Raw genomic sequence first — 23,418 nt, 5'->3', positions numbered from 1 at the left:
AAACAGCATGGAACACTATCTTAATTTATTTATCCAAGCGGCGTTTATCGACAATATGGCGCTGTCATTTTTCTTGGGTATGTGCACTTTTTTAGCCGTGTCGAAAAAGGTTTCTACTGCATTTGGTTTAGGCGTTGCAGTGATTGTGGTCATGGTGCTGGCAGTGCCATTAAACCAAATTATCTACGTCAATATCTTAGCTCCAGGCGCATTAGCTTGGGCTGGGTTTCCTGAGCTGAATTTAAGCTATTTACAGTTGATTACCTTTATTGGGGTAATCGCTGCGTTAGTGCAAATTTTAGAAATGTTTTTAGACCGTTATATTCCAACGTTATATCAGTCATTGGGGATCTTTTTGCCGTTATTAACGGTGAATTGTGCCATTTTCGCAGGGGTCATTTTTATGGCTAACCGTGACTATAACTTTACTGAGTCTGTGGTATTTGCGGCGGGTTCAGCTGTGGGTTGGGCGATGGCGATTGTGTTATTAGCGGGATTGCGTGAGCGCATGAAGTTTCATGCTATTCCTGATGGGTTACAAGGTATTGGTATCACCTTTATTACCACCGGCTTGATGGCTCTGGGCTTTATGTCATTTGCGGGCATTACGTTATAACGCAGTAAAGAGAAGGGTTATTTAATGGAAATGGCAATAGGTATTGGCATGTTTACCATAGTGGTAAGTTTGCTAGTGGTGGTAATTTTAGCTGCCAAAAGTAAGTTAGTGAACACTGATGATATTACTATCAGCATTAATGGTGATGCCAGCAAAAGTGTACGAACTCCTGCGGGTGACAAGCTATTGGGCGCATTATCTGGGCAGAATATTTTTATTCCATCGGCTTGCGGTGGTGGTGGGACTTGTGGCCAATGCCGCGTGAAAGTTAAATCAGGCGGTGGTGATATTTTAGCAACTGAACTTGATCATATTACTAAAAAAGAAGCCAAAGATGGTTGCCGATTGGCTTGCCAAGTCACAGTGCGAACCGACATGGATCTTGAGGTTGATGAAGAAATTTTTGGGGTTAAAAAATGGCAATGTGAGGTTATTTCAAATAATAACCAAGCGACATTTATTAAAGAACTGTTATTAAAAATCCCCGACGGTGAAGAGGTATTATTTAAAGCAGGTGGCTACATTCAAATTGAAGCACCGGCTCATGAAGTACGTTATGCCGATTTTGATATTCCAGAGGAGTATCGTGGTGACTGGGTTAAGTACGGTTTGTTTGATTTAGTGTCTACCGTTGATGAAGACGTATTACGGGCTTATTCAATGGCCAATTACCCCGATGAAAAGGGGATGATAATGCTAAACGTGCGTATTGCAACGCCGCCTAAAGCAGGTATGGCACCAGGTAAAATGTCGTCGTATATTTTTAATTTAAAAGCGGGCGATAAGGTGACCATTTCTGGCCCATTCGGTGAGTTTTTTGTCAAAGAAACTGATGCTGAAATGGTGTTTGTTGGTGGTGGTGCTGGTATGGCACCGATGCGGTCGCATATTTTTAATCAGCTAAAAAGTGTCAAAACCAAGCGCAAAATGAGCTTTTGGTATGGTGCTCGTTCAACTCGTGAAGTGTTCTATCAGCAAGATTTTGATCAACTAGCCGCTGAAAACGACAACTTTGTATGGCATGTTGCTTTGTCTGATCCACTTCCTGAAGATAACTGGACGGGGTATACCGGCTTTATTCATAATGTGTTATTCGAAAATTACCTAAAGCAGCATAAAGCGCCAGAAGACTGCGAATTTTATATGTGTGGTCCTCCGATTATGAACGCATCAGTGATAGCCATGCTAGAAAGTTTAGGGGTTGAGTCGGAAAATATCTTACTTGATGACTTTGGCGATTAGTTGTTGTGTGATGCGTGCCTTATGGGGCAATCTTGTGCAGGATTGTGGCGTAAAAGACTGGTTTAATAACCCACTCGTTAATCACCATCTCGTTAGTCACAGAGTACTCATATTAACGCGCTAATAAAAATCCCCATACTGTTTTAACAGTTTGGGGATTTTTAGTCATAGAGGTAAACAAAGGATTATCGTTCAGAACATGCTAAACGCATCACCTCGGCTTTGCTAAAACTAAGTACGTTACCGTTTTGTTCAGTAAGCAGTAAATTTTCGCGAGCATAACGCTTAATCGTAGTAGGGCTTTTGTCGAGTATTTCACAGACTTCATTTAAGGTTAAATCGTTATCATCACTCATGCTCATTCTCCTTACGTTATGGTTATCTTTACCCGTTACGTTATTAACATTGAACAACATGTGTATTAACTTGTCATAAACGTACCTAGTTGTCGAGAGTAGTCTTAATAACGATGCATCATGGCATTATTGATGATCTGAGTCGCAGGGGCTACCTGAGGCTTTAACGCGACCTGATACATCGACTCTGCGACCATTTTCGCATCAATGGGTTGATATTGACGAAGAGGTCCGATAAATAAAAATGATAGGCCACCAAAAATGGTTTGGCCAATATCTTCCAGTAAACGCCTATTCGTTCGCGGTCCTAATAATAAGCTCGGTTGAAAAATATTCAGAACGGGTAAAGATAATGCCTTCAGTGCTTGCTCGACTTCACCTTTAATTCGATTATAAAACACAGTTGATTTAGCGTCCGCGCCCAATGCAGTTACCACCATAAATTTAAGCGCAGGATTCGCTTGTGCTTGGCAGAGTTTCGCAAACGCTACTACGGCTAATTTATCGACTTGTATAAAGGCCTCTTCACTGCCAGCTTGTTTGATTGTGGTGCCCAAACAGCAAAATGCATGATCAACTTTTTCGTCCAAGGTAAGCTCATGTAACTCGTCAAGTTGGCAGCCAATAAACTGCACCTTTTGTTCACCAAATTGGTGTTCTACTAAATTAGGTTCCGAACGGCCAATGACCAAGACTTTACTGTATTGTTCACTTTCAATGATGCGAGTTAACAAGGCATTACCCACTAACCCCGTCGCACCTATAATTGCTGCAATCATATAATCCTTTAGAAAGCTAAACACACTGGCTAAACTCTAATCTGTCGTCTTAACGGTTTCAATAAGAATATTTTAATCGTTATTATTGTTCGGTTTGCTCACACAATATTAGCCCCCTAAACGTGAGCGTTGACTCGAGAGGGTTAAGATTTTTAGCCTATTTAGCTGCACGACCAAACCTAGATTGATTTTATGGGTGAGATGCTTGGAGGGTTATTTGTCTGGGGTGGAGCACTCATTGTGCCTAAGTGCGGTTATTTAGATGGCCTTGAGATAACTCATGGCATAATGAGGCGATAAAAAAAAGCGCCCAAAGGCGCTTTATAAGCAAACATCTCACTCAATTAACTCACATCAGTCATATAACGATGGGGTATCTTCTGTTGGACGAGTTTTAAAACGACGATGTAGCCACATATATTGAGCTTTATTGCGGCTAATCAGCTGTTCAACAATCTGGTTACCACGAATGGCGTCGTCTGTTTCATTGTCGCCAGGAAAATTCTCTAAAGGCGGCATGATTTCAAGGGTATAGCCTTTATCATCGCTATTACGTTCAACAAAAAAAGGCACCACATTGGCTTTACCGAGTCTTGCCAGTGACGTTACACCTGTAATTGTGGCGGCATCGGGTACGCCAAAAAAGGGGATAAATACGGCGCTCGAACGACCAAAATCTTGATCGGCGGTGTACCAAATAACATCAGGACTGCGCAAACTGCGGATCATTTGCCGAACGTCACGTTTAGGCACTAAGCCTTTATTTGAACGTAAGCGACCTTTAACTTGTAAGTATTCCATCACCGGATTGTTATGTGGACGATACACGCCAATTCCCGGGGCAAACTGGCCAAATATTCGCGCGCCCATTTCAAGTGGTAAACAATGCACTGCAAATAAAATCACCCCTTTGCCATTGTCTAAACTTTGGCTAACATGCTCAGTGCCTTTAATGGTCATGTGTTGTTGCACGCGTTCGTTGGACCACCACCATGCGTTAATGGTGTCAAATACCGCTTTACCGGTTTCTTCAAAAGTCCGTTCAAGCAGTTGCTGTTTGTCAGCATCGCTCATATCTGGAAAGCATAAATCGATATTACGCTTAGCGGTGTGGGTTCTTCCGGCCGCCACTTTCATGACTAATCGACCAATGCCACGGCCGATTTTCATTTGCCAAGACAGAGGTAATAGCAAAGTTAAACGCATTAAACCGACGCCAAACCACATAGGCCAGTGTTTAGGATGATATAAATCAGAAGAAAATTCGGCTTTCTCGACCACGGACAACTCGTCTAGTTCACAAAAATTATTTGTTATTCTACCTCATATTTTGATGAAAATTAGGTACAATCACGGTTAAATTTTACAAGACAGCGAATACACCATGAAGGTTTCTCTCCCAGCTTTTGAAAATGCGCGCGTTTTAGTGATTGGCGATGTGATGTTAGATCGCTATTGGGTAGGCCCTACGGGACGCATTTCACCCGAAGCCCCTGTACCTGTTGTTAAAATTAATCAAATTGAAGATAGACCCGGCGGCGCCGCCAACGTGGCATTAAACATTGCGACATTAGGTGGACATGTCCAGTTAGCGGGCATTGTCGGTCAAGATGAAACCGCACAAGCATTAACCCAAGGGGTAAAAGTGTTTGGCGTTGAACCGCAGTGGTTAACGGTAGCAGACAAGCCGACGATTACTAAATTGCGCGTATTGTCACGTAATCAGCAGTTGATCCGCTTAGATTTTGAAGAGCAATTTGATAAAGCCACGAGCCAAGCATTATTCGCTCAAAGCGAAGTCATTTTAGATAATATTGACGTATTGGTGCTGTCAGATTACGCCAAAGGTGCTATCGATGAACCGAAAGAGTTTATCGCTAAAGCTCGTGCTAAAGGGGTAACCGTTTTAGTTGACCCTAAGGGACATGATTTTGCCCGTTATCATGGCGCATCATTAATTACGCCAAACATGAGTGAGTTTGAAGCGGTTGTTGGTAGCGTTACTAGCGAAGATGATTTAATCGAAAAAGCCCAAAAACTGATTAAGTTACACGATTTTGGCGCGATTTTAGTGACCCGTTCAGAAAAGGGGATGACGTTAGTGTCGCAAGACCAACCAGAATTGCACATCCCAACCGTTGCCCGTGAGGTTCACGATGTTACGGGTGCAGGTGATACGGTGATTTCTGCTTTAGCAACTTCGATTGCCGCAGGTGCAACTTTGGCGCAAGCTTGCGCGATTGCCAATACTGCCGCAGGTGTGGTTGTGGGTAAGTTAGGTACATCAACGGTAAGCCGTATTGAACTGATTCAGGCACTGGCGCTGAATCATGGCGAGTCTGGCTTTGGCGTAATGACTGAAGATCAATTAGCTTATGCCATGGATCAGGCCCGTTTACGCGGTGAGCGCATTGTCATGACCAATGGGTGTTTTGATATTCTCCATGCTGGCCATGTGAGCTATTTACAACAAGCCAAAGCCTTGGGCGATCGTCTTATCGTGGCTGTTAATGATGATAGCTCGGTAACACGCTTAAAAGGCCCAGGACGTCCGGTTAACCCTGTTGATCGTCGCATGGCTGTGTTAGCGGGACTCGCATCGGCAGATTGGGTTGTGCCATTCTCTGAAGATACACCACAACGGATTATTGCGCGCTTGTTACCCGATGCATTGGTTAAAGGTGGCGATTATAAAGTGGAAGACATTGCGGGCGGGGCTGAAGTCATTGCCGCTGGCGGTAAGGTTGAGGTGCTTGGATTTGAAGATGGGGTGTCCACTACTGCCATTATTCAAAATATTATGTCACAAAAGTAGTCGATGCTTAGATACTGGCAAGGGGCATTACTCAAGTTATTAAGCTTTAGCCTTGCTTGCGCAATGTTATTGGTTTGTCACTTTGTTAATGCCGGGCAGCTAAGTGTCAGTCAATCTGTGGCGATAGACCCTGTCATCACCACTCAGATCAGTGCAGTAGATAGTTTGGCGGATCAGACGATTCGCCAAGCTTATTTTACCCCCGTCGCCTCCAAACAAGCACTCGTGTGTTATTTACCTGCTCTTGAGCTGTGTGTCGGGTTACTGCCTGCTTCATTACAACAACAAACGGCTTTTTCTGTTGCCAATATTCGCCGCGCGATTGGGCGTAAAAGTGCGATGGTACTGGTTGCTGAACATGACACTGTAGCAGGGGTTATTGTGATTAATCGTGCTAGAGACATGCTCGAGCAGAGTGGCTCTATTGGTCTAGTCACTTATCAATTGCCATTAGTGAAACAGGCCCAATTAACCTTGTGGCATGAAATAGGTCATTTATATAATATTACCTTGCAAGGCACTATTTTACCTTCCTCTTTAAGCGAATATCAGCATGAGTGGCTAGCCGATTTGTATCTTCTATGGCAGATTGCGCAGCATTATCATCAGCTCGATTTAGCTTGGCAGCAGTTTCATCGACGTAATCTGGCACTTATTAATGACAGCGGTAATTTGTCACATTGGAGTGCACCACAACTTCAAATAGTGCTCAGCCATTATAATGCCCAGCAATTGCTCGATTTTACTCGCTATGAAGATTTTATCACCGCAGTTTATCCATTGATGCCGCTATGGTCTACGCGTGACATGGGCGAATTTTCTAGCTTAGTCCAACGTACTTTTAGCGCAGTTCAGTCTCTACCTGGGTATATATTTTGGCGTCAGCCCGAACTCATCCAAGTGTTGTCACCGACTTTGGATCGTTTAATGGGTAAGGCTGAATCCCAGCGATGGTTGAAAAATCAATTCTCAACGGTAAAGTAGTTTGTAAACGCTTATTGCGCCTATTTTTTACCGTATGCAGTTCATTCTATAGTGTTTTCTAATAACCTTTGATTTTAAAGAGGTAAATAAATCGTTATCGCGATAATGTTCTGTTTTATCCTGTCTATCTGGATATTGTACGGTTAAATATGTTGTAAATTTGCTAATTCATAGCAGAATTTTCTAGTTTGGTCTGGTAAGCTCTTGCACCAAAAATAATTAGAGAGACCAAGTTTATGGCCAAACGTTCGCGAGTTGAAACTGAGTTAACCGTTAACCAAATTTTAGATGAAGCCTTTAAACAAATACTCACGATTGGTTTTGAGGCGATGTCGTATACCACGCTGTCTGCTGCCACCGGGATCAGTCGTACGGGTATTAGTCATCACTTTCCTCGTAAAACAGAATTCCTAGTGCGTTTAGATCAACGTATTGGGCAGTTTTTTATTGATGGACTCGATTTCTCTTCGCTAGAGGTATTAGAGCAATCATGGGGAGAAGTGATGCAACAACCTGATCGAAAAGCAGTTTTACAACTGTTTTTCAGTTTATGTGCCAGTACTGATGAAAACATCAAAAAGCTAAATTCGCTTAATGTTGTGAGTGAGGTTGCTATGAGTCATTTTGCTGAGAAAGGACGCCAATGCGTTGAACAACTTATCGGCAATAGTGCATTGGTTTTATTGCAAGATGGCAGCGTAGATTAACAATAAGTCATACACAATATTTGACTAAGTTGTTATATGCACCAAATGTTTGGCTATTTAAATTTTTACCCTGTTAGTAACAAATCGATGTTCAAATTGACATTATGATCAATACCGCATCGAAACAACCATCCCGTATTGGCATCTGAGCCTTCAATATACTGAATCGAGCAGATATCATTACGGTATGGTATTTCTTCTACGATGAAGTTACTGTTTATTTATGCCAGCTTCTGCTTTCGTATCTGTCACACATGTCTTGCGCTTTCTCGTCATCAAACTCACGTAATCCACTTAATACTAATGTTTTTACGCCGCTACCGATAACCTTGCCTTCGCTTTGCAGTTCAAAGGTAAGGGTAACATCACCACGCTTACCATCAATGACTAAGTTTTGCTTAACCAAATGCAAACTGATGGTACTGAAATCAAAGTTATCTAAATGAAAAGACATACTTTCATAAATGACTAATGGACGGTCAGGGTTAATCATTACCTTGTATTGCTTCATCATTGGCACGAGTACATGAATAAAATTTAAGCCTGAAAAAGCCACATAGCTTTGAATGAATGCGGCAGTTTGTATATCACATTTACACACTTCACCTTGACGTTGAATATGCAGATATTCTTTACCTTTGGTGTCACTAATACTAAATTTTTCGCCAACACTCTTATCAACGTGAAGTTCAACATTGTCACCTACCATGCCAGCAAACTTAAATTGCATATTTTGGCTTAAGCCATATTGGGTCAGCACGAGGGCAAACAATAAATCGCCCGGTACGCAAAAACGTTTAGCGCCCACATCATGGATAGGATTAAAATCGCCAGCGATTTTTTTTGCGAAGTCACTGGCTTGTTGAGCCGAAATAAATACGCTTTGATCTTGCTTGGTAAAATAAGGTGATAAAAACATAAACAATAATTCTTATTGGTCAGTTGCCTGCTGTCGCATATGGTATTTGTTACTCAACATTCAGTAACAAGAAAGCGAAAGCGTAGGGCAAACAAAGTAATTAATAAAATCAGTAGTTGAGCGAGAGTTTACTGTAAAACGCCAAATACACTCACCCGATGACTATGTCGATAGCCAGATTAGGCTAAGCATGGTAACGGTTTAAGATGGCTTTTAGTGACAGATAATAATGCATTTCCATATATATCAATTCCTTACCTATTTTGTCCAGTTAGGCTTTTGCGTTGAACTCATCTTTTAAGTCTGCAGCATATCCTAGTCGCATAAGATTGGCTTATTTAATTAACTTGAACGCTTAAGCGAATTGAGATTAATCATCCTCATGTTAAGGCTTAAGTTACCAAGGCTGGCTACTTTAGAGTCGTATTTACCAAAATAAGAAGTTATGTTTGCCATCTTTTTTAATACTGTACATGGCTTTATCAGCCTGCTCGCAAACATTCGAAAAATGGTCTAACTCATCAAACAGACTGATACCAATACTGAGGCCAATTTTAATGGTTTCTCCCTCTAATTCTATGGGGTGTTGATAATGTGATAACAATGTTTTAGCCATGGTTGTTAATAATTCAACGTTATTGGAATGGGCTAAAATAACAAACTCATCACCACCAAATCGAGCCACATAGTGATGTTGAGACTGGGCGCTATCAGTAGTACTAAAAATCTGCTCACATACCTGGCAAATATGATCTGCGACATGGATTAATATGCTATCGCCATATCTGTGTCCTAAGCGATCATTAATCATCTTAAAACCGTCTAAATCGATGAAGCAAAGGGCGCCCTTATGGGGAGGGTTAGCTTTTCTTCCTTGCTCAAATACTTCGATGAGAGCATTTCGATTGAGGAGATGAGTTAACTGATCACGATGAGCTCGCTTAGCGAGATCTTCCTCGTAACGTTTTTCTTTAGTGACATCAATATGGGTGCCCATAATGCGCAGCGGTTTACCGTCAATGTCATATTCAACAATACGGCCACGGTCTGAAACCCAAGAAACACTGCCATCTTTGTGTATCATCCGGTGCACGGCGTGATAGGTTTCGGCTTTACCTGCAACATGGTTGTCAAAGGCCTGGATAACCCAGTTTTTATCTTCAGGGTGGAGATTGTTTTTCCAGCTGTCGATATGGGCGGGCAGCTCTTCGCGAGTAAAACCGAGCAGGTGTCCCCATTGTTGATTAAAAATAGTTAAATTGCCTGTGGGAATATGTTGCTCCCACAAACATAAGCCAGTGCGATCAAGCGTGGCACTGAGTTGTTCGTTTACTCGTTTATTCAATAGAGTAAGCCGATTATTTTCATACTCTAATTGCTTGATTTTTTGCTCTTGTTGCGCAAGTTCAAGCTGTAATTGAGTAATGACGTCCTGCGGTGTCATCAATAATCCTATAGAGTCTAATCGTTCTAGTTTAGCGGGTTCTTAAACAAAAAAATACCAGCAAGCTGCTGGTATTTTAGCATTAAAAGATAACCTTATAAGGCTTTAAGAATCGCCTCAACACTGTCCTTAGCATCACCAAACAACATTTGCGTATTGTCTTTGAAGAACAATGGATTTTGTACACCGGCATAACCCGTATTCATTGAACGTTTAAAGCCAATGACATTTTGTGCTTTCCATACTTCTAATACTGGCATGCCCGCGATAGGGCTAGTTGGATCTTCCATCGCTGCGGGGTTAACCGTATCGTTGGCACCTATGACTAGCACAGTATCAGTACTGCTAAAGTCTTCGTTGATTTCGTCCATTTCCAGCACTATGTCATAAGGCACTTTAGCTTCTGCAAGAAGTACGTTCATATGACCAGGTAAACGACCTGCTACAGGGTGAATACCAAAGCGCACTTTTATACCTAACGCTCGCAGCTTTTTAGTGATTTCAGCTACAGGGTACTGAGCTTGAGCCACTGCCATGCCATAGCCAGGGGTGATAACGACGGTATCAGATGCTTTTAGCATATCAGCGACATCTTCAGCGGTTGTTTCACGGTATTCGCCAACAGTGTCATCGCCTGAAGAGGCAACACTGTCATTACCAAAACCACCGGCAATAACTGAAATAAATGAGCGGTTCATTGCTTTACACATAATGTAAGACAGAATTGCACCCGACGAGCCCACAAGCGCACCGACGACAATCAGTAAGTCATTTGATAGCATGAAACCGGCCGCTGCTGCTGCCCAACCTGAATATGAGTTCAGCATAGACACCACAACTGGCATGTCTGCACCGCCAATTGATGCGACTAAATGCCAACCAAATGCAAACGCAATTAATGTCATCAGAATCAGTGGTGTGATTGCACCGCCAGCTTGAACAAATAGCACCATCAGAATAAACGACACCACAACAGCCAATAAATTTAATTTATGACGATGCGGCAGCATTAATGCTTTTGATGACACCAAACCACGTAGCTTAGCAAAAGCCACAATCGAACCTGTGAAGGTGACTGCACCAATAAAGATACCTAAAAACACTTCGACCAAGTGAATGTTAAGCATGGCGCCGGTTAAATGCTGTGTTTGTTGAGCTTGACTTGCTTGGGCAAATGCCGCTTTTGCGGTTTCGAGCGTAGTGTTGAGATCTTGCCCCATAACGACGACAATTTCCGACACTTCATGTGGCTGAATATCAATAAAGCTATTAAAGCCAACTAATACTGCCGCTAAGCCCACAAAGCTATGCAAAATAGCCACTAGCTCTGGCATTTCAGTCATTTCAACTTTTAATGCTAAGCGAATACCAATCGATCCACCAATAACCATGGCAAGAATAATCCATTCTACGCCGCTTGTAGCAGGATTGAGGATGGTGGCAATGAGTGCAATCGCCATCCCGATAATGCCAAATAAATTACCATTCTTGGCGGTTTCTTGTTTTGATAATCCAGCTAAGCTGAGAATAAAAAACACCGCGGCAATGATATAAGATGCTGTAACCAGTCCTTGAGACACGATATGACTCCTTAATCTTTACGGAACATCTTCAGCATACGCTGAGTGACGGTAAACCCGCCAAAGATGTTGATACTGGCAATAAGCACCGCGACAAACGCAAGCGCCGTGACTAATGCTGAACCTTGACCTATTTGCAATAACGCCCCGACCACAATAATGCCTGAAATCGCATTAGTGACCGACATTAACGGCGTATGCAATGAGTGCGACACATTCCACACCACGTAATAACCCACCACACAGGCTAGGATGAACACGGTGAAATGCGACAAGAACTCAGCGGGGGCAACCGAAGCGACTGCTGCAAAGCCGGCAAGACCTAACACACCTAAAATGTATTTAAGTTTTGACGGTGCCTTATCGACTTTTGCCGCTTTAGGCTCGATGCTGGCAGCTGGTTTTTGCGGCGCGGCAGACACTGAAATCGCTGGTGGTGGGAAAGTAATTTCGCCGCCACGGGTCACGGTCATATTGCGCATTACTACATCATCAAAATCGAGTACTGCGTTACCGTCTTTGGCTTTACACATTAGCTTCATCAAGTTGACTAAGTTAGTGCCATAAAGTTGTGACGATTGCGCCGGTAAACGACCTGGCAGGTCGGTATAACCTAATACCTTGACGCCGTTGTCAGTAATAAAGCGCTCACCAGTGACGGTATATTCACAGTTACCGCCCGTGGCTGCCGCTAAATCAACAATCACTGAGCCAGGTTTCATGGTATCGACCATGTCTTTGGTGATCAGTTTTGGCGCCGGGCGACCCGGAATTAATGCGGTGGTGATAATAATATCGACATCTTTAGCTTGTTCGGCAAAGAGCGCCATTTCAGCGGCTATAAATTCTTCTGACATCACTTTTGCGTAGCCGTCTGACGATCCGCCTTCTTTATTTTCAAATTCAAGCTTTAAGAAACTGCCGCCCATTGACTCAATTTGCTCAGCCACTTCAAGGCGAGTATCAAATGCGCGTACTATGGCGCCTAGCGAGCCTGCAGTGCCAATAGCGGCAAGACCGGCTACACCAGCACCAATAACTAATACTTTGGCTGGTGGTACTTTACCTGCGGCGGTAATTTGCCCAGTAAAGAAACGACCAAACTCGTGAGCGGCTTCGATCACCGCGCGATAACCACCAATGTTGGCCATCGATGATAAAGCATCGAGTGATTGTGCGCGTGAGATACGCGGCACCATGTCCATCGCCATCACAGTAATATCGTGACTTGACAGTTTTTCAACAAGCTCAGGGTTTTGTGCTGGCCAAATAAAACTTACCAGGGTAGTGCCTGGCTTCATTTGAGCGATTTCTTCATCACTTGGCGCATTGACTTTAAAAATAAAGTCCGCTTGATAGACGCTGTCGACAACATCTGCCCCAGCGGCTTCAAATGCAGCATTATCGAAGCTTGATTTCACACCTGCCTGTGCTTCAATTGCCACACTAAAGCCGAGTTTTATTAGTTGTATCACAGTGGCTGGAGTCGCAGCGACTCGAGTTTCACCTTCGATACTTTCTCTCGGTATTCCAATCTGCATGACTGTTTCCTGATGGTTGATAAAAAAGACCCGTCTATTGTTGTTCCCCACCAATAGACCATTCCGTTTGAGTATTACAGCCTAACATGGACACTTTAATGATAGAAAAAGTGCAGCATGTAAACATTGAAGTCGGGTAAACTATTTAATCAATGGCTTTACGCTGACATAGTTACATTGTATTTGCACGTCGTTTTACTCAGAGAACAATCAAGCTGAACATTATTCATCAGTTAATTGAACCTCCTAGCTTGCGACAGGAAGCGTGTTCGGTACAAGTGCCTTTGGGCTAATTACTTGGTTTTAAATAGAGGTAATTTAAAAACTTTTAACTGCGCCACACTTTTGTAGCTTAAAAAAACAACTTTGCATATTCCTAAATGGAATAAAAAATTATCTTTTATTCTTTTTTTGTTTTGATACTCAGGAGTAAGCTGTTCCACATTACACTGTTATAAGGCCGTCTTATGTTGTTAAAAGAACTTTCAGCTTTAGCTTCGCCTTTGTCTCAAGGACAAATCGATAAGCTAAAACAACTCACATCAGAATTATCTTCAGTTCAGCTCGCATGGGTCAGCGGTTATCTAGCGGCGAGTGCTAATCATGGTCAAAGCGGTGTCGAGACGACAGCAGAGACAAGTACAGCCCCAACAGTTACGATTTTATACGGTAGCCAAACGGGTAACGGCCGTGGTGTTGCCAAAGAGTTAGCGGCTAAAGCGCAGGCGCAAGGTTATGCGGTTAATTTGACATCAATGGGTGAATACAATGTGCGTCAGTTAAAGCAAGAAACCATCTTGCTATTAGTTGTCAGCACTCATGGTGAAGGTGAAGCGCCTGATGATGCCATTGAGTTACACAAGTTTTTAGCTTCAAAGCGTGCCCCTAAACTAGATAAGCTACATTATTCTGTGTTAGCGCTAGGTGATTCAAGCTATGAGTTTTTCTGCCAAACAGGTAAAGACTTTGATGCGCGTTTAAGTGCATTAGGGGCAACATCATTATTACCTTTGGTAGAATGTGATGTTGACTATGAAGATATTTCACAACAATGGCAGGACAGTGTTGTCGAAACTGTTAAGCCGTACATTCAAGCCTCAAGTGCAAATGTAGTGTCAATTGGTGCCGCATCTGTTACGGGTGAAAGTGAATACACCAAGCAAAATCCCTATACCGCGGAAGTATTGGTAAGCCAAAAAATTACTGGTCGAGGTTCTGATCGTGATGTACGCCATGTTGAAATTGACTTAGGCGAGTCGGGATTAACTTATCAAGTCGGCGATGCGTTAGGTGTGTGGTTTAGCAATAACGAAGTACTTGTTGATGAAGTGATCGCCGCGCTCGGTTTAGCTGCAGACGATAATGTCACAGTGTCGAAAGAGTCACTATCATTAAAAGCTGCGTTAACCGATAAGAAAGAATTAACTCAGCTATACCCAGGCTTAGTGAAAACATGGGCTGAGTTGAGTGGTAATGCACAACTTGCTGCCATTTGTGAAGACAAAGAACAGATCAGACAGTTTATTATTAAACATCAATTTGCCGATTTAGTGGCTGCTTATCCGGCAAAGGTAAGCGCGACACAGTTAGTTGATATGTTGCGCCCAATCACGCCACGCTTATATTCAATTGCCTCTAGCCAAGCCGAAGTGGAAGCAGAAGTACACTTAACGGTCGCGTTGGTTGAAGACGAACGTCAAGGCCAAGCTCGTTTTGGTGGGGCATCGCATTTCTTAGCCTCGGCTGAAGAAGGCCAACACGTTAAGGTCTATGTTGAGTCTAATAACCATTTCCGTTTACCCGAAAATCCAAACACACCGGTGATCATGGTGGGTCCTGGTACTGGTGTTGCGCCTTTCCGCGCCTTTATGCAGCAACGTGCTGCTGACGGCACCTCGGGTGATAGCTGGTTATTCTTTGGTAACCCGCATTTTGAACAAGATTTCTTGTACCAAGTTGAGTGGCAGCAGTATCTTAAAAATGGCGATTTATCGCGTTTAGATGTGGCTTTCTCACGCGATCAAGCTCATAAAGTGTATGTTCAGCATCGCATTGCAGAACAAGCCGAAACGTTGTGGCAGTGGCTACAAAATGGCGCCCATGTGTATATCTGTGGTGATGCAGAACGTATGGCAAAAGATGTCCATCAAGCATTAGTCAATATTGCGGTTGAACAGGGTGGCTTAAGTGCTGATGACGCAGAAGCTTACTTTGAAACACTACGTAGTGAAAAACGCTACCAAAAAGACGTGTACTAAATTCGACCTCGGTTGTTAGCGCAAATCTAGCAACCCAATCGCACTACTGAATTGAACAGAATTAAGAGAGGCCTAGGCCATGAGTGAGCAAAAGTTAGCGTTAAACGAATACTTAAAAATCGACAGTGATTATTTACGCGGTGATATCCAAGAGGGTTTAGATACCCAAGTAACAGGATCGTTTAGTGATGGCGATCAGCAGTTGATCAAATTCCACGGTTTTTATCAGCAAGACGATCGCGATTTACGTAATGAACGTAAAGAGCAAAAGTTAGAGCCATTGCATAGCTTTATGCTTCGAGCTCGGGTACCTGGTGGTATCTGTACCCCAGCACAATGGTTAGAAGTGGATAAAATTTCATCTACGCTAACCACCTCAAACAGCATTCGTTTAACCACGCGTCAAACGTTTCAGTACCACGGCATTCCTAAGCGTAATCTAAAAACCTTGATCCAAGGTCTTGATCGCGCAGCACTTGATTCTATTGCTGCTTGTGGTGATGTAAACCGTAACGTGATGTGTAACCCAAACCCGGTTGAGTCTAAACTGCATGAGCAAGCATATGCGGTGGCAAAGCATTTATCGGATCATCTATTACCACACACTCGCGCTTATGCTGAAATTTGGTTAGATGAAGAAAAGCTATTAGGTACCGAAACCGTTGAACCTGTTTACGGCAAAACCTATTTGCCACGTAAATTTAAAATGGCTGTCGCCGTTCCGCCACATAATGATGTTGATGTATACACCAACGATCTTGGTTTTATTGCGGTAGCAGAAGAGGGTGAATTGGTTGGTTTCAACTTGGTTGCTGGCGGCGGCATGGGCTCTACCCACGGTGAGGTTGAAACCTTCCCACGCTTAGCTGACGATTTTGGCTTTATTAAAACTGAGGATGTGACTAAGTTTGCCGAAGCCGTAATGACAGTTCAGCGTGACTGGGGTAACCGTGTTGTCCGTAAACGTGCGCGTTTGAAGTACACCATTGTTGACCACGGATATGATGCCTTTAAAGCGGAAGTGGAAAAGCGTGCTGGGGTTAACTTTGAGCCAAAGCGTGATGTGATCATTGGTGATCGCGGCGATCGTTATGGCTGGGTTGAAGGTATCGATAACAAGTTCCACTTAACCTTATTTATTGAAAGCGGCCGTATTAAAGACATGCCTGGCCAAACCTTGCAAACGGGTTTACGTGAAATTGCTAAAATCCATAAAGGCGATTTTCGCATGACATCTAATCAAAACATGATTATTGCGGGTGTTGCGGCAGAAGATAAAGCCGAAATTGAAGGTCTAGCGCGCAAGCACGGCTTATTAGGTCAAGTGCTAAGTGGTACACGCGGTCATTCAATTGCCTGTGTGGCATTACCAACTTGCCCATTAGCGATGGCTGAAGCTGAGCGTTACTTCCCTGAGTTTATTGATCATATCGATGCACTACAGGCGAAACATGGCATTAGTGAGCAATCAATTGTGGTGCGTATGACGGGCTGTCCAAACGGTTGTGCTCGTCCATTTGCCGCCGAAATTGGCTTAGTGGGTAAAGCTCCAGGACGTTATAACTTGTATTTAGGTGCCAGCTTTGAAGGTACGCGGTTAAATAAAATGCATAAAGAAAACATTCAAGAAGCTGAAATTTTAGCTGAATTGGATGGCTTGTTTGGCCGTTACGCCACCGAACGTGATGCTGGCGAAACCTTTGGTAACTTCACTGTGCGCATTGGCGTAGTGAAGGCGGTTAATGACGCCGCTAAGGATTTTCATGCGTAATGACGTGGTAACGACTGCATCAACAAGTGCAGCCGTCGATCATTCTATCACTCCGGCTCAATTGCAGGCGTTGTTATCAGCGCCTAAAGCTGAGCAAACTGCAGCGCTAGAAAGGATTAACCAGTTTTTAGCAGGCTTAACGGCGCAGCAGCGAGTGGCTTGGGGCTTAGCCTACCTACCTGGTGAGCATGCGCTATCGTCTAGCTTTGGTATTCAAGGTGCAGTGATGCTGCACATGGTGACTCAGGCGCAAAGTGATATTCCAGTAATTTTAACTGACACGGGTTATTTATTTGCTGAGACTTATCAATTTATTGACCAGTTAACTGAGCGCTTAAACCTGAATCTTAAAGTGTACCAAGCGGGCCAAACCCAGGCGTGGCAAGAAGCGCGTTTTGGTAAGTTGTGGCAGCAGGGGATTGATGGGTTGGAGAAATATAACCGCATCAATAAAGTTGAACCTATGCAGCGTGCATTAGCTGAACTCAATGTTGGTACTTGGTTTGCGGGCTTACGCCGCAGTCAGTCTAGTACTCGTGAAGCCTTGCCAATTTTGGCCATTAGCGGTAAACGCTTTAAGTTATTGCCTATTATTGAGTGGAGCAATAAAGATGTGCACCTATATTTAACCGAGCATGACTTGCCATATCATCCATTGTGGGAACAAGGCTATGTGTCGGTTGGTGATACTCACTCAAGTAAGCCGCTGGAGTTAGGCATGTCTGAAGAAGACACGCGCTTTAATGGTTTACAGCGTGAATGTGGTTTGCATTTCGATATTTAGGCTTAAGCTATTACCGTAAAGTACTGCATTCATCCGCAGTCAAATGCAGATGAATGTGTCTACTCTTTGCTGTGCTGCTAGGTTACTCTTTCTGTTAATGAGCTTCTGTTTAATAAGGCGTATTTCGTAAGCCGATTTTCAATCATTTATAAGATTGAACTTTGTTGCAATCTACTCTTATTTCATCACATGGTAATAGGTTATCGCCACAATATGACTGGTGCGATTGATGCTGTTTTTGGCGATGGAATACACAGTATTTTCGCTAATTGATTAATTTACCTAGCATGAATAAAAAAGAATTAAATTTTATTTAAATTTTCATGCATCCGCGCCGATAGTAGTCTAGATTTAGAAGTCCCCGTAGATGGTTTTTGTTGACGTTTTGGGATTGTTTTTGCAATCCACGTACCTTCAAAAGCTTCGCTCGCATCCTCGAGCACATTGATTGACTTGTTAGCGTATAAGCAATCGATTAGGTTGTTCCCGATAACTCTCTATTGAAGAGTTATCGGGAAAACCGACTTTTAATTTATCATCTGCTTACTGTTTTTTACGCCCCCTCGTCATGACTAAACTTGTGCTATTGACTTCTAAACTTGGCAGCATAATGTCGTGCTTTGATAGTGCGATATTCGTTTTTGCTGCATAAGTCGTATGCAATAAGGTAAGGTTTAATGCGTTTGTTAACATTTAGTGCTAAATTATTCCGCAGTTTATCGGTGGAATCGATAATACTTATCTCAAAAGATAACAAATTTTCAAATGCTAACTCATTTCAAGGAAGAGTTAACAATAATATAAATTGGAGTTTATAAATGAATAAAATGGCAATTGCTGCTGTGGTATTGGCTGTTGGTGCTGGTGGATATCTTTTGTCACAACAAGGGACGTCAGTGGTTAAAAACGACCCCATGTTGGACTATATCCCTGCTGATACATTAGCGTTTTCTGGGCAGCTGGTTCCATTTCCGTTAAAAGATTATTTGTATAGCATTGCAGGTAATTATCAAGCTTATGACGTTGATAAAATGCTGCCGTTAGATGAGAATTCATCAGCAAAAGAGCGCTTTTTTGTCAGTTTATACAAGCAATACATGAGCGTATTGTCTGAACCAGAAACCTTGCTATCGACTTACGGTTTACCCGATACCATTCAGAGTTATTTTTATACCTTAGGCGCATTGCCGGTAATGAAAATTGAGTTGAGTAATCCTGCAGCATTTTGGGCGGAACTTGATCGCGCCGAGCAGGAAAGTGGCTTAACTCACACTGTAGGTCAGTCTGGTTCTGTTGAGTATCGTGGGTATGCATTAACCAATGCAGATGATGAAGAACACATAGATATCGTCTTTGCTGTTAAAGATAACTGGTTAACCGTGACATTGAATACGTCATTTAACCAAGCGGAATTACTTGAAACTGCATTGGGTGAAAAGAAAGTTGAACATCCAATTAGTGCAACGACCATATTGCAAGACATCGCGAATGCACATGGTTTTATGCAAGACAGCATAAGCTTTATTAACCATGTTGAACTGGTTAAAGGTCTGACGTCAACAGACGGTAACATGCTAGCCAAGCAAATGACCAAAATGATTGAAATTGAGGGCGAAGATCCTTTTGCTGAACTGAAAACACCTGTGTGTCAAACTGAGTTAAATGGCATAGCAGCTAACTGGCCGCGCAGTGTCATGGGATTAAACTCATATTCGATTAGTCGTGAAGAAAGCAACATTGATGCCTCTATGGTGTTTGAGAGTAACAACCAAGTCATCCTGTCGGCATTAAATAAAATGCGTGGCTTTGTGCCATCATTTACCACTAAAGGTCATGACAACATCTTATCGGTTGCGCTGGGGGTTGATGTTAATCAACTGGCACCAGCATTGAATGAGGTGTGGACCGATTTACAAACTCCGCAATATCAGTGTGCTGCGTTGGCTCAAATGCAATTACAGTTGAGTGAGTTAAATCCTGCTATGTTGGGAATGATGACAGGTATGGCTAATGGCGTTAAAGGCATTAGTGTGACACTTGCCGATTACAAGTTAGCTGACAATAATGGCCAACCTAGCTTTGAAACGTTAGATGCATTAATCAGTGTCTCGGCTGAAAAACCGATGATGTTAGTCGACATGCTTAAGCCATTTTATCCGCCTCTTGCGAATATCGACTTGAAAGATAACGGCGATCCGGTTGATATTACCCCAATGCTGATGTTACCTCCTGAACTTGGTGTGAGCGCTAAATTAGCCATCAAGGGCAATCATTTAGTGGCTTATACTGGCGACAGAGGCACAGAACTTGCTGATTTAATGTATAAGCAATCGCTTGAGTCTAACGGATTCTTTAACATGGCGGTTGATTATCAGAAAATGTTTGCCCCGTTAGTTGATATGGTCGAAATGAGTGGCGAACCAATGCCAGAAGAAATGCTTATGTTAAAAGACTACAACATGCGTTTACAGATGTCGGTAGACTTTACTGATAAAGGCTTAGTCATTGGTTCTAAGGTCAACAGTAAAGCCAATACAAAATAAGGTCACTTGGTGATTTCAACAAATTGGTAATAAAAAAGGTGACCCATGTGGTCACCTTTTTGATATTGAGTGGCAGTGTTACAACAAATCGTTTAACGCAATACCGATACCAATTCGCTGATTATGATGGTTATAATCAATTAAGCTTTCACCGTAACCATTAAAATATTGAGTATAAACACGCAAAGTACCAATAATCGGGTAGCTCCAGGTCAATTCAACTGCACCGCGATTATTATCGCGTAAGTTGTTACGCAGTAGCATGGTAAAGCGGTGCTCATCTAAGCCGTATACTCCCGTCAGTTCGAAGTTGCCCATGTAACTGCCGATGTCTGGATTGTCATCGCCTTTAGCTGAATTAATGTCTTCTTTTGCATCTTCAGGGATACGCCACCACACTCTAAGTCCCAGAGCGAAAGGACCACGGTCGAATATTGCGCTGCCGTATATTCGGTTCCAGCTGCGCGATAATTGATTGGTTTGACCATTAGACTGATGCACAGCACCCACACCTAAAAATGAGTTGGTAAAGCCAGCAATTTTCCAATCATTATTAAATAACATAAATACTTCAGGTTCATGATTGGTTTCACGAAATGGCGATGAAGCTTCTTCATTGTAAACTTGCCAATATGATTGATTGGTGTAGGCAAAGAACAAATGGCCATTATCACCAAAAACGTTATACATAATCGGAAACTTAAAACTGATTTGGAACTTTGCTTCTAAGTTATCAATGCTGAAATCTTCATCTGGGTATTTAATTTCAAATGGCAATGAGTTGGTTCTGGTTTGGTAGGTAACAGGAAGTAGATAATTAGCTTTGTGCGGAGTGATCACAAACGGCTTTTCAGATGTTGCCAACTCTCCTTTTACACGTTCGTCGACTAAAGAATCTTCTGCAAGGGCTATCGAGCTATAACCCCATAACAACAACGAGAGTCCAAGATATTGTGTGCTTTTTATCATTGCATCATCCATAAGCATAATTAATAGTAATTTTAATGTGATTCTTAGTATGAGTATCTTTCGAAGTTCATTGTCATCAATTGCTAGAGATTTGTCGAATTAAGTTAACAATTGTTTTGATTCTAGTGGATCATTTTATACATTTTTGCATATGACATCGATTAAACAGCAAACAAACAATTTAATATTCTATTTAGTTATAAAAACTAACTATTAACTATTGTATATGGAATATAGAAAACGCTATATTCGATCATGGTCAAATATCTTGAGGTAAATGTGATGGAATTAGTATCTATGCTGGGGCAAAAAGCCAAAGGCAAAGTGTGGTTAGTTGGTGCAGGTCCCGGTGACGTTGAACTGCTAACGCTAAAAGCCTATCGCATCCTAAAGAATGCTGATGCTGTGCTGTATGACGCATTAGTGAGCCAAGATATTTTAGATTTAATCCCTTGTGATGCTGAAAAAATCGCTGTGGGTAAGCGCGCAGGTAAACACAGTGCTGCTCAAGGGGACATTAATCAGCTATTAGTGACGAAAGCGTTTACCCGTAAAAATGTCGTGCGCTTGAAAGGCGGCGATCCGTTTATTTTTGGCCGCGGTGGCGAAGAGTTACAAACCTTAGTGGCAGCGGGTATTGCTTTTGAGGTGGTTCCTGGCATTACTGCGGCCAGCGGCACAGCAGCTTACGCCGGTATTCCCCTAACACATCGTGACTATGCTCAAGGCGTTACCTTTATTACGGGTCACTGCCAGTTAGCGAGCCGCCCGATGGATTGGCAAGGTTATGCTAACTCTAACAACACCTTAGTGGTATATATGGGTATATTAAACGCTAATATTATCAGTGATGGTTTGATTAATGCTGGCCGCAGTGCTGATACGCCAGTAGCGATCGTGTCTAACGCCACCACCTCATCACAACAGCGGTTTATCGGTAAATTAGGTGAGCTGGCACGACTAGCCGCCGATCCTGCCTTGCAGATGCCTGCGCTGATGATTATCGGTGAAGTCGTTGAATTAGCTGACAGCTTGAATTGGTTTGACCCACTTACAGCGCAACAAAAAACAGATTTAGACTCAGTCGCCAAGGCGCTGTAGTCAAATAATTTAACCCGCTGCTTTTTTGCAGCATATTTAGGTAATGGAGAATCATCATGGCAGGCCGTTCGTTAAGCCATTTACAACAACTGGAAGCTGAAAGCATCCAGATTATTCGTGAAGTTGCAGCTGAGTTTGGTAACCCTGTGATGCTTTATTCTATTGGTAAAGATTCATCGGTTATGTTGCATCTTGCGCGTAAGGCATTTTACCCAGGTAAAATTCCATTTCCATTACTGCATGTTGATACCGGTTGGAAATTTAAAGAGATGATCGCGTTTCGTGACGCGCAAGCTAAAGCATTTGGTTTTGAGTTGTTGACTCACACCAACCAAGAAGGCGTTGAACAAGGCGTGGGCCCATTTACCCATGGCAGTGCTAAACATACAGATATCATGAAAACTCAAAGTTTAAAGCAAGCGTTAAATCAGTATGGATTTGATGCTGCTTTTGGCGGTGCTCGTCGTGATGAAGAAAAGTCTCGCGCGAAAGAGCGGGTGTATTCGTTCCGTGACAAACACCACCGCTGGGATCCGAAAAACCAACGTCCAGAGTTATGGCGCACTTATAACGGCGCGGTAAATAAGGGCGAAAGTATTCGTGTGTTCCCATTATCAAACTGGACCGAGCTGGATATTTGGCAATACATCTATCAAGAGAACATCGAAATTGTGCCGTTATATTTTGCTGCGCCTCGTACCGTAGTGAACAAAGGCGGTCAGCTCATTTATAAAGATGACGATCGTATGCCTATTGAAGAGGGTGATGTTGAATCGGTTGAACGAGTTCGTTTTAGAACCTTAGGTTGTTATCCGTTAACCGCGGCGATGCCATCAGAAGCTGATACCTTAGAGAAAATTATTGAAGAGATGCTGTTAACTCGCTCAAGTGAACGTCAAGGGCGCTTAATTGATTCAGACCAAAGTGCATCAATGGAGCAGAAAAAGCGTCAAGGCTATTTCTAAGTCATTGAACAGGGTTATTTTACCTATCCAGCATGCGAACGAAT

19 protein-coding genes are annotated in these 23,418 nt (G+C 42.7%); 11 read left to right on the top strand and 8 right to left on the bottom strand.

What is annotated here, in order from left to right:
- Positions 1–7 precede the first annotated feature (7 nt).
- Together nqrE and nqrF are read left to right on the top strand one after the other, a co-directional pair.
- Positions 8–616 (top strand): NADH:ubiquinone reductase (Na(+)-transporting) subunit E, encoded by a 609-nt coding sequence (gene nqrE, locus H5164_RS05745; protein WP_124015414.1) that lies wholly within the window; start codon positions 8–10, stop codon positions 614–616.
- 24 nt (positions 617–640) lie between these two features.
- Positions 641–1,858: an NADH:ubiquinone reductase (Na(+)-transporting) subunit F gene (gene nqrF, locus H5164_RS05740; protein WP_124015415.1), complete on the top strand. Its 1,218-nt coding sequence runs from the start codon at positions 641–643 to the stop codon at positions 1,856–1,858.
- Between the two features lie 185 nt (positions 1,859–2,043).
- On the opposite strand, the gene H5164_RS05735 is transcribed toward nqrF, so the two are convergent.
- The 3 genes from H5164_RS05735 to H5164_RS05725 form a co-directional block, all read right to left on the bottom strand.
- Complete coding sequence (locus H5164_RS05735) at positions 2,044–2,214, bottom strand: helix-turn-helix domain-containing protein (RefSeq protein ID WP_124015416.1); 171 nt, start codon at positions 2,212–2,214, stop codon at positions 2,044–2,046.
- A gap of 104 nt (positions 2,215–2,318) precedes the next feature.
- Positions 2,319–2,993: a nucleoside-diphosphate sugar epimerase gene (locus H5164_RS05730; protein ID WP_182755187.1), complete on the bottom strand. Its 675-nt coding sequence runs from the start codon at positions 2,991–2,993 to the stop codon at positions 2,319–2,321.
- A gap of 354 nt (positions 2,994–3,347) precedes the next feature.
- Positions 3,348–4,274, bottom strand: a complete 927-nt coding sequence (locus H5164_RS05725) for an LpxL/LpxP family Kdo(2)-lipid IV(A) lauroyl/palmitoleoyl acyltransferase (RefSeq protein ID WP_182755186.1) — start codon at positions 4,272–4,274, stop codon at positions 3,348–3,350.
- A 103-nt stretch (positions 4,275–4,377) separates the two neighbouring features.
- On the opposite strand from H5164_RS05725, the gene hldE reads away from it, so the two are divergent.
- From hldE to H5164_RS05710, 3 genes are all read left to right on the top strand, one after another.
- Positions 4,378–5,808 carry a bifunctional D-glycero-beta-D-manno-heptose-7-phosphate kinase/D-glycero-beta-D-manno-heptose 1-phosphate adenylyltransferase HldE gene (gene hldE, locus H5164_RS05720; protein ID WP_182697596.1) on the top strand — a complete coding sequence of 477 codons (1,431 nt, stop codon included), beginning with the start codon at positions 4,378–4,380 and terminating at the stop codon, positions 5,806–5,808.
- A gap of 3 nt (positions 5,809–5,811) precedes the next feature.
- A complete protein-coding gene (locus tag H5164_RS05715; RefSeq protein ID WP_182755184.1) occupies positions 5,812–6,792 on the top strand; it encodes a hypothetical protein in 981 nt (326 codons plus the stop codon).
- A gap of 236 nt (positions 6,793–7,028) precedes the next feature.
- A complete protein-coding gene (locus H5164_RS05710) occupies positions 7,029–7,499 on the top strand; it encodes a TetR/AcrR family transcriptional regulator (protein ID WP_182755182.1) in 471 nt (156 codons plus the stop codon).
- A 217-nt stretch (positions 7,500–7,716) separates the two neighbouring features.
- On the opposite strand, the gene H5164_RS05705 is transcribed toward H5164_RS05710, so the two are convergent.
- The 4 genes from H5164_RS05705 to H5164_RS05690 form a co-directional block, all read right to left on the bottom strand.
- Entirely contained in the window at positions 7,717–8,418 is a 702-nt protein-coding gene (locus H5164_RS05705; RefSeq protein WP_182722614.1) for a DUF3581 domain-containing protein, read from the bottom strand.
- 427 nt (positions 8,419–8,845) lie between these two features.
- Positions 8,846–9,862: a sensor domain-containing diguanylate cyclase gene (locus tag H5164_RS05700; RefSeq protein ID WP_124015423.1), complete on the bottom strand. Its 1,017-nt coding sequence runs from the start codon at positions 9,860–9,862 to the stop codon at positions 8,846–8,848.
- Positions 9,863–9,957: 95 nt separating this feature from the next.
- Positions 9,958–11,442 carry a Re/Si-specific NAD(P)(+) transhydrogenase subunit beta gene (gene pntB / locus H5164_RS05695; protein WP_124015424.1) on the bottom strand — a complete coding sequence of 495 codons (1,485 nt, stop codon included), beginning with the start codon at positions 11,440–11,442 and terminating at the stop codon, positions 9,958–9,960.
- A gap of 11 nt (positions 11,443–11,453) precedes the next feature.
- Positions 11,454–12,983: a Re/Si-specific NAD(P)(+) transhydrogenase subunit alpha gene (locus tag H5164_RS05690; RefSeq protein WP_182755180.1), complete on the bottom strand. Its 1,530-nt coding sequence runs from the start codon at positions 12,981–12,983 to the stop codon at positions 11,454–11,456.
- A gap of 467 nt (positions 12,984–13,450) precedes the next feature.
- Here H5164_RS05690 and H5164_RS05685 point away from each other — a divergent pair, with 467 nt between their 5' ends.
- From H5164_RS05685 to H5164_RS05670, 4 genes are all read left to right on the top strand, one after another.
- Entirely contained in the window at positions 13,451–15,241 is a 1,791-nt protein-coding gene (locus H5164_RS05685; protein ID WP_182755178.1) for an assimilatory sulfite reductase (NADPH) flavoprotein subunit, read from the top strand.
- Positions 15,242–15,320: 79 nt separating this feature from the next.
- A complete protein-coding gene (gene cysI / locus H5164_RS05680; RefSeq protein WP_182722617.1) occupies positions 15,321–17,012 on the top strand; it encodes an assimilatory sulfite reductase (NADPH) hemoprotein subunit in 1,692 nt (563 codons plus the stop codon).
- Positions 17,005–17,796, top strand: coding sequence for a phosphoadenylyl-sulfate reductase (locus H5164_RS05675; protein WP_182741103.1), 792 nt, complete (start codon positions 17,005–17,007; stop codon positions 17,794–17,796). The genes cysI and H5164_RS05675 overlap by 8 nt, the downstream gene beginning before the upstream one ends.
- A gap of 818 nt (positions 17,797–18,614) precedes the next feature.
- Positions 18,615–20,339, top strand: coding sequence for a hypothetical protein (locus H5164_RS05670; RefSeq protein WP_124015429.1), 1,725 nt, complete (start codon positions 18,615–18,617; stop codon positions 20,337–20,339).
- A gap of 78 nt (positions 20,340–20,417) precedes the next feature.
- On the opposite strand, the gene H5164_RS05665 is transcribed toward H5164_RS05670, so the two are convergent.
- Complete coding sequence (locus H5164_RS05665) at positions 20,418–21,308, bottom strand: phospholipase A (RefSeq protein ID WP_235781606.1); 891 nt, start codon at positions 21,306–21,308, stop codon at positions 20,418–20,420.
- A 282-nt stretch (positions 21,309–21,590) separates the two neighbouring features.
- Between H5164_RS05665 and cobA the strand changes: the two genes are divergently transcribed.
- Together cobA and cysD are read left to right on the top strand one after the other, a co-directional pair.
- A complete protein-coding gene (gene cobA, locus H5164_RS05660) occupies positions 21,591–22,409 on the top strand; it encodes a uroporphyrinogen-III C-methyltransferase (RefSeq protein WP_182697587.1) in 819 nt (272 codons plus the stop codon).
- A 56-nt stretch (positions 22,410–22,465) separates the two neighbouring features.
- On the top strand, positions 22,466–23,374 hold the full coding sequence (gene cysD / locus H5164_RS05655; protein ID WP_124015432.1) for a sulfate adenylyltransferase subunit CysD: 909 nt from the start codon (positions 22,466–22,468) through the stop codon (positions 23,372–23,374).
- Positions 23,375–23,418 lie beyond the last annotated feature (44 nt).

The sequence above is a fragment of the Shewanella sp. SG41-3 genome (assembly GCF_014164545.1).
In the GTDB taxonomy this organism is placed as follows: Bacteria; Pseudomonadota; Gammaproteobacteria; order Enterobacterales; family Shewanellaceae; genus Shewanella; species Shewanella vesiculosa.
This window is presented reverse-complemented; position numbering and strand designations above follow the sequence as displayed.

Bases quoted from the DNA above. Each gene is read 5' to 3' on its own strand.
- nqrE (WP_124015414.1), top strand. From the start codon at position 8: ATGGAACACTATCTTAATTTATTTATCCAAGCGGCGTTTATCGACAAT.
- nqrF (WP_124015415.1), top strand. From the start codon at position 641: ATGGAAATGGCAATAGGTATTGGCATGTTTACCATAGTGGTAAGTTTG.
- H5164_RS05735 (WP_124015416.1), bottom strand. From the start codon at position 2,214: ATGAGTGATGATAACGATTTAACCTTAAATGAAGTCTGTGAAATACTC.
- H5164_RS05730 (WP_182755187.1), bottom strand. From the start codon at position 2,993: ATGATTGCAGCAATTATAGGTGCGACGGGGTTAGTGGGTAATGCCTTG.
- hldE (WP_182697596.1), top strand. From the start codon at position 4,378: ATGAAGGTTTCTCTCCCAGCTTTTGAAAATGCGCGCGTTTTAGTGATT.
- H5164_RS05715 (WP_182755184.1), top strand. From the start codon at position 5,812: ATGCTTAGATACTGGCAAGGGGCATTACTCAAGTTATTAAGCTTTAGC.
- H5164_RS05710 (WP_182755182.1), top strand. From the start codon at position 7,029: ATGGCCAAACGTTCGCGAGTTGAAACTGAGTTAACCGTTAACCAAATT.
- H5164_RS05705 (WP_182722614.1), bottom strand. From the start codon at position 8,418: ATGTTTTTATCACCTTATTTTACCAAGCAAGATCAAAGCGTATTTATT.
- H5164_RS05700 (WP_124015423.1), bottom strand. From the start codon at position 9,862: ATGACACCGCAGGACGTCATTACTCAATTACAGCTTGAACTTGCGCAA.
- H5164_RS05690 (WP_182755180.1), bottom strand. From the start codon at position 12,983: ATGCAGATTGGAATACCGAGAGAAAGTATCGAAGGTGAAACTCGAGTC.
- H5164_RS05685 (WP_182755178.1), top strand. From the start codon at position 13,451: ATGTTGTTAAAAGAACTTTCAGCTTTAGCTTCGCCTTTGTCTCAAGGA.
- cysI (WP_182722617.1), top strand. From the start codon at position 15,321: ATGAGTGAGCAAAAGTTAGCGTTAAACGAATACTTAAAAATCGACAGT.
- H5164_RS05675 (WP_182741103.1), top strand. From the start codon at position 17,005: ATGCGTAATGACGTGGTAACGACTGCATCAACAAGTGCAGCCGTCGAT.
- H5164_RS05670 (WP_124015429.1), top strand. From the start codon at position 18,615: ATGAATAAAATGGCAATTGCTGCTGTGGTATTGGCTGTTGGTGCTGGT.
- H5164_RS05665 (WP_235781606.1), bottom strand. From the start codon at position 21,308: ATGATAAAAAGCACACAATATCTTGGACTCTCGTTGTTGTTATGGGGT.
- cobA (WP_182697587.1), top strand. From the start codon at position 21,591: ATGGAATTAGTATCTATGCTGGGGCAAAAAGCCAAAGGCAAAGTGTGG.
- cysD (WP_124015432.1), top strand. From the start codon at position 22,466: ATGGCAGGCCGTTCGTTAAGCCATTTACAACAACTGGAAGCTGAAAGC.